The sequence below is a fragment of the Corynebacterium glyciniphilum AJ 3170 genome, assembly GCF_007673095.1.
Lineage (GTDB): Bacteria > Actinomycetota > Actinomycetes > Mycobacteriales > Mycobacteriaceae > Corynebacterium.
This window is the reverse complement of record NZ_VDYZ01000008.1, coordinates 179,744-185,926: the sequence shown is the minus strand read 5'-3', so window position 1 is coordinate 185,926 and position 6,183 is coordinate 179,744. Positions and strand designations below refer to the sequence as shown.

The 6,183-nt window shown below is 62.8% G+C and carries 6 protein-coding genes; 1 reads left to right on the top strand and 5 read right to left on the bottom strand.

The window, feature by feature from the left end:
* Positions 1-220: 220 nt before the first annotated feature.
* Together FS507_RS09695 and FS507_RS09690 are read right to left on the bottom strand one after the other, a co-directional pair.
* Positions 221-697: a hypothetical protein gene (locus FS507_RS09695; protein ID WP_145942571.1), complete on the bottom strand. Its 477-nt coding sequence runs from the start codon at positions 695-697 to the stop codon at positions 221-223.
* A 131-nt stretch (positions 698-828) separates the two neighbouring features.
* On the bottom strand, positions 829-1,485 hold the full coding sequence (locus FS507_RS09690; protein ID WP_145942570.1) for a VOC family protein: 657 nt from the start codon (positions 1,483-1,485) through the stop codon (positions 829-831).
* A 164-nt stretch (positions 1,486-1,649) separates the two neighbouring features.
* Between FS507_RS09690 and FS507_RS09685 the strand changes: the two genes are divergently transcribed.
* Positions 1,650-2,600, top strand: a complete 951-nt coding sequence (locus tag FS507_RS09685) for an alpha/beta hydrolase (protein WP_145942569.1) — start codon at positions 1,650-1,652, stop codon at positions 2,598-2,600.
* Positions 2,601-2,757: 157 nt separating this feature from the next.
* Here FS507_RS09685 and FS507_RS09680 read toward each other — a convergent pair whose 3' ends face one another.
* From FS507_RS09680 to FS507_RS09670, 3 genes are all read right to left on the bottom strand, one after another.
* Positions 2,758-3,684, bottom strand: a complete 927-nt coding sequence (locus tag FS507_RS09680) for a LysR substrate-binding domain-containing protein (protein ID WP_145942568.1) — start codon at positions 3,682-3,684, stop codon at positions 2,758-2,760.
* Positions 3,685-3,693: 9 nt separating this feature from the next.
* A complete protein-coding gene (locus FS507_RS09675) occupies positions 3,694-5,088 on the bottom strand; it encodes an MFS transporter (RefSeq protein ID WP_145942567.1) in 1,395 nt (464 codons plus the stop codon).
* Positions 5,089-5,236: 148 nt separating this feature from the next.
* Positions 5,237-6,145, bottom strand: coding sequence for a LysR family transcriptional regulator (locus tag FS507_RS09670; RefSeq protein WP_145942566.1), 909 nt, complete (start codon positions 6,143-6,145; stop codon positions 5,237-5,239).
* Positions 6,146-6,183 lie beyond the last annotated feature (38 nt).

The following is a 6,183-nucleotide window of genomic DNA, read 5'->3' as shown; positions in this document are numbered from 1 at the left end:
ACCGGGCTTATCTGGCTGAGGTGACTGAGGCAGCAGCTTGACAAACTATAGGAGCATCAGAGGTATCGGTTTGCTGGCAGACCCGGTGGTCGGTTTCAACCCGTAAACCGGCGGTTACCTCTGCCACGCTGCCGGATGCTCTGCCATGTTCGCCGACCGAGCTGAAAAAGGAGGTCACCGCGTTGTGCGGTGACCTCCCGGCAGGTGGGGCGGAGGGCTGTTACTCTGCAGCGTCGCCAGCGTCATCCCCGGCGTTGTCGCCGTTGTCGCCGTTGTCGCCGCTGTCATCACCACCGAGTGATCCGGTGACGGAGCCGATCACATCGCCGACAGTGGCGTCGCCGTCGTTGACCACGGAAATGATGTCCAGGATGGTCTGCAGTGAGACATTCCCGCCGAGGACGTCGCCGAGGATCTTGGCGACGGACTTCCAGTCGGCGTCGGACAGCGAGGAAGCCGCGTCTTCAGAGCCGATGCCTTCGGGCAGGGAGCCCTCGGCGGAGCCGGCTGCCGAGTTGTCGGCATCATCGTCGGTGCCTTCGGCGTCGTCTGTCGCGGAAGCGGAGGAATCGGTCGCGGGTGCTTCGGTCTCGTCCGCGACGGCTGCGGGGGCGGCGAGGACCAGGGCAGGGGCGAGCGCGACGGCAGCGATGCCGGCGCGGGACAGACGGGAGAAACGGAGGCTGGAGAGACTCATGGAGGATCCTTTCACGTGAGGGGAGGCTTATGTCTGCGAAGTGTAGGGCACGTTCCAGACACTGTCCAGAGCCGATTCCAGGGTCAGCGGAAAGAAACCCTTCGGGAGCTGGTCGATAATGCCGCCGGGGATTACCCCCGGAAGCGTGCTTCCTCGGTTCGTGGCAGGACGTCCTGAGTGGGGTACCACGGGCGATCGTCTTTCGCGAGCACCACCGCACCGTCGATGTCTCCGTAGGCGGCGATCACACGCCGACCCGGATCCCCGAAACCGTGGGGCAGGAGGTCGCCGTACTGTGCGGCGAGGTCGTCACCGGCCGCCGCGACATCGGCGACGCCCCGTCCGATCTCCGCGACTCCGAGCAGCGTCAGCAGTGTCGGGGAGCCGTCCTGCGCAGTGGGTGTCTCCGTCTCAGGGCGATCAGCATGTTCGATGAGCTCAAGGACGGAATTCTCCGGGCCGGTGAAGTAGATGGACCTGCTCGCCCAGTTTCCGCCCCGATCGATGACGGTGACTCCGTCGTCGTCGAGCAACGGGTGCCCGGTGGCCTGCTCGACGCGACTGGCTGCGTCGTCGATGCTGCCGGTCGGTATCGCGAAGGCGAGGTGGTGTCCGCGGTCCGGCGAAGTGTCGGACGCACCGGGTGAGAGTGCGGTGAAACGCAGTGTCGTCCACCCGATCGTGACACCGAGACCGTCGTCCGTGGGTGGCGTCCCCAGGGTTCCGGACAGCCAGGAGACCCACCGGGACGGGTCGTGGACCGGGAGGGCGATCTCGAGGAACTTCATGGTCCCGAGTGTAGGGACGCTCCACCGGTTATGCCGTGACAACTGATAAGTGCTGTGAACTGCAGTGACGCATGATGTTGGCGTTCGCTGGGAATTCCCCCTGGGGCATCGCTTTTCCGGGGTGACGGCTTGTACGGTCGCCGTCGGACAGGAGGATTCCCCGCATGACACACTCGAAAAGAATACTGACCGCACTGGCGGCAGCAGTCGGCGTGACCGCGTCCGTCGCTGTCGCACCGACTGCGGCAGCCGACCCGGAGGGTTGCACGCAGTACCGTGACACTTCCGCGCTGGAGTGCTCGGTGCACTCGCCGTCCATGGACCGCGACTTCAAGGTGGTGGTGCGTCCCGCACACACCGAAGGTAACCCGAAGGTCGCCCAGTTCATTGACGGAGCCGACTCCACCGACACCAACGCCTGGGTCACCGCTGGTGGCGCGTTGGACGCCCTCGACGGTGAGGACGCAACTCTCGTCTTCCCCGCGATGGACCCGTGGAGCTGGGTGCAGGACTGGGACGGTGTCCCGGCTGCGCAGTTCGAGACCTTCATGAGCCAGGAGCTGCCCGACTACCTGGAGTCCGAGTTCGGTGTGCCGAACGGCGGACGAGGCAGCACCGGGGTGACCGGACTGAGCTCTGGGGCATATGGTGCGATGAACCTCGCGTCGAAGCACCCGGACATCTACAGCTCGGTGTACGCGCTGAGTGGACTCTACGATCCCGGGATGCCGGTGCAGCGTGCCGTGGTGGACGGGACGTCCACGCTGAACAGCGGCAACGATGAGGCACCGTGGGCGGACGAGCGGTCGCGTGCGGAGAACAACCCCAGCCTGAACATCGACAACCTCACCATGCCGGTGATCGTCAGCGCGTCCACCGGCATCACAAACTTCGCCGGCGACCTCGGTCCAGACCCGGTGGCGACGGTGGTGCGCGGTGGTCCGTTCGAGGCTGGTTCCATGGTGATGACCTCGGAATTCCAGGCACGAGCTGCGTTGGCAGGACGTGACAACATCGAGTTCAAGTACGACATCATCGGCTCGCACGCCTGGGACACCTGGCGCCGTGCAGCGTTCGACCAGGGCAACATGTACACGTTCATGGATCGGATTTAGGACATCTGACTACAGTCGTGCATTTGAGCCACCACGGGGGCCAATAAACAGCGATTCTTTGAACTCCTCGGCGGCTCAGATCGTCTGGAGCCCCGATCCGCGTTGAAGGGAACAACGGCTCTAGCGGTCGGATACGTGGCGGCTGTTTACGGAGCTCTCAGTCGTTGGGATAGCGCACGGGGTCCGCGAGGATGTTCCGGGCGGCATCCACGAACACTTTTGTCCGCTCTGTCACGCGGGCCGCGGTCGGGATGAGAGAGACCACGTCCAGAGGGCCGTGGTCGCATGCGAGCTCCGCGGCTGCGTAGGAGATTCCTTCGTAGCTGACCGGATGGTACGTCCTCTGGGTGAGAAGGGAGTACCCGAGCCCGCGTGAGACTAGGCCTCGGATGACTTCGAAGTCACCGGTGCGGTAGCGGACCCGAGGCTCCACGCCCTCACTTCGGAACAGGGACAGGAAGTATTGGTCCGACGGCTCAAGATCGAAGAGAATGAGCGGATCCGACGTGAGGTCGGCTAGTGCTACAGGGCCCGTTCCTGCCAGCGCATGGGTCTCGGGGAGGAGCAGGTAGGGTGGGAAAGCTCCCAAGGGGAGCAGGGTCCCCCGGTCCGGGAGGTCGTCCTTGAACGGGTAGTCGTAGACGACAAGAAGGTCGAACCGCCCCTGCGCGAACCCTTCGAGGAGTTCGCTGCGGGATCCTTCGGTGAACCGGATGGTCAGCTCCGGGTACTGGTCCGCGAACTCGGCGATAATCCTCGGCAGTAGGAGCGGTGCGATCGTGGAGTAACAGCCGACGGTCAGTGTGCCTGATACCTCGGTGCCGAGGGACGTCGCATTGACTTCGAGGTCTTCCGCTTCCCGCAAGAGCCCTCTGGCCCTGCCGAGTACTGTGCGTCCTTCTCCTGTGAGCGAGAGCCCACGGGCATGCCGGGTGAAAAGTCGGACGCCGAGGGTGCTTTCCAGTTCGGTGACGGTGGTCGACACTGCGGATGCGGAAAGGTAGAGGCGTTGAGCAGCAGCGGTGATGCTGCCTGTGTCGGCGACGGTGACGAAGTAGTCCAGCTGACGGAGCGTGATGTTCACTGTTCCACGCTATCGCGTCGGAGCGCCCTGGCCTTCCGTGCTCCGGTCACCTTCGTCAGCCGAACCGGTGCCGCTGGCAGCCTCGTACTCCTTGTCTGCGATGAACCCGATTCCCTTCGTCTCGGGGATTGTGGAGACAGTCACGAGGCCGACTAGTGCGACAACCATCAGCGTGAAAGCCGGAACCATGATGTTGTCCGTCCAGTCGATCAGCCAGGTGTTGAGATACGGAAGAGTACCTGCGAAGAACGCGCCTGCGATGCTGTACGCCATAGATAGTCCGGACTGGCGGGTCCGGGTCGGGAACAATTCGGCAACGGTGGAGGCATGCGTACCGAGGATGAGGGCGAGGATGGCGGAGAGGATGAAGGTCGCACCGAAGCCGGAGACGGACGTTCCCTGGTTCATCCAGAGGAACATCGGCCAGGCGAGCAGCAGAAGGAGAACCCCGGCCGTCAGCAGGACAGGCTTGCGGCCCCAGCGGTCGGAGGCCTTGCCTGAGAGCGGAATGATCAGCGCTGCGGTGAGGGAGGCGATCACAGACAGACGCGCGGCGGTGCCAGCGTCGAACCCCACCGTATCCTCCTGGTAGGTGAGAAGGTACGTAAGCACGACGTAGAAGGTGCAATTCATGAAGATCTCGATGCCGATCGTCTGGAAGAACTGCTTCTTGTTGTACTTGAAGACCTCCTTGATCGGAGCGGTCGGAACTTCCTCGGCATCTTCCAGCGCCCGGTAGTCTGGGGTGTCCTCGATTTTCGTGCGAATATAGTACCCGACAATTGCCATAGGCACGGTGATAAGGAAGGGGATGCGCCATGCCCAGTCGGTGACCGTCTGGTCGTCGAAGACTGCGAAGAGAACCGCCACGACGCCTGAGGCGAGCAGGAAACCCATGACGGAGCCGAACTCGATCCATGAGCAGTTGAAGCCTCGCTTGGAGGGCTTCGAGTACTCAGCGAGGAACGACGCGGCGGAGCCGAACTCGCCTCCGGCGGCGATTCCCTGGACGATGCGTCCGAGAATCAGGAGGACCGGGGCCCACACGCCGATTGATTCGTATGAAGGGGTGAGTCCGAGCATTAGAGTTCCCACAGCCATCAAGATGATGACCAGTGAGAGCGTCTTCTTTCGCCCCAGCGTGTCGCCGAGGTGACCGAAGATGACGGAGCCGACCGGGCGGAAGAAGAACGCGATGGCGAAGACGCCGAAGACGGCCAGCAGGCCGGTGGCTCCGCCGGACTCTGGAAAGAAGACGTCGGAGATGGTGGTGGCCAGGTAGGCGTACACGGCCCAGTCGAACCAGTGCACCAGTACGCCGACGGACCCTGCGACCACGCTCCGGCGCAGGGTTTTCTCGTCTATGTTGTGGGGATCTGGAGCAGTTGTCGTGGCACCGGGCATCGGGTCCTCCTTGAAAGTGATCCGGACAATTCCTGTTCGTCCGACTTCTTGGAGGACAATGCTAAAACTATCGGACTGTGTTGACTATCACAATAAACAGAACCAGGGTTCGGATAATGTGAAGACACATTCCGGATACAATGAAGATCTATTCTTGTAACAGTGCATTCCGGCAGGCGTTGAGGAATGCCCGACTCTTCATAGAGAGGGGTTCACCGGAGCGGTAGGCGACACCGGTCTGCAGATGGGAACGCACACCGGAGATGGGGAGGCGCACCAGTCGGCGGCCGTCGTTGGTGAAGTCGTGGGCGGGGCGTTGGTTCAGGATCGTGTAGCCGTGACCGCGGGCGACCATGGAGCGCACTACTTCCATCGACTCGAACTTCTGGTGGACCATGGGGCGCAGGTGCGCATCACGGAACAGTGACAGAAAGTAGTTCGTGGACTTGTCCATGTCCAGGAGGATGAGGGGAAGACGGGAGAGCTCGCCGAGGCTTACGGACGTGCGTTCCGCCAGGGGGTCGTCCTCTGTGACGGCGGCGTAGATAGGGGCCTCGGTGATCCGTTCGAAGTCGATGTCTCGGCCGTAGTCGAAGTCGTAGGTCAGCGCGATCTCGATGTCTCTTCGCTGCAGTAGGGAGACCACCCGGTCGGCGGTGACCTCATGAATCGTGCAGGTCAGGCTGGGTGATGAGGTCTGCAGCTGTTCAAGTACCTCAGGGAGCCAGTAGGGAGCGAGCGTTGTGAAGCACCCTGCGGCGAGGGTGCCGGTAAGTTGCCCCGGGGAGAGCGCACTCACCGCGTCGTCGACGGAATCCAGGACGCGGAGAGCCGCAGTGTGGAAGGCGCGGCCTTGTTCGGTGAGGATCACTCCCTTGGACCTGCGGCGGATGAATAGCGTCGCTCCGAGGGACTTCTCCAGCTGGTGCATCGCTGTACTCACTCCGGACTGGGCGACGAACAGTTCGTCGGCGGCAGCGGTCATGGATCCGAGTTCAGCGACCCGGGTGAAGTAGCGCAGCTGGGTGAGGGTGAGTGAGTCGCGGGTCTTCGGCACGGGTGGCCCTCCATAGAGGATGTGGACAAATGATGTGT

Coding starts and splice junctions, on each gene's coding strand:
- FS507_RS09695 (WP_145942571.1), bottom strand. CDS start 697: ATGAGTCTCTCCAGCCTCCGTTTCTCCCGTCTGTCCCGCGCCGGCATC.
- FS507_RS09685 (WP_145942569.1), top strand. CDS start 1,650: ATGACACACTCGAAAAGAATACTGACCGCACTGGCGGCAGCAGTCGGC.
- FS507_RS09675 (WP_145942567.1), bottom strand. CDS start 5,088: ATGCCCGGTGCCACGACAACTGCTCCAGATCCCCACAACATAGACGAG.
- FS507_RS09690 (WP_145942570.1), bottom strand. CDS start 1,485: ATGAAGTTCCTCGAGATCGCCCTCCCGGTCCACGACCCGTCCCGGTGG.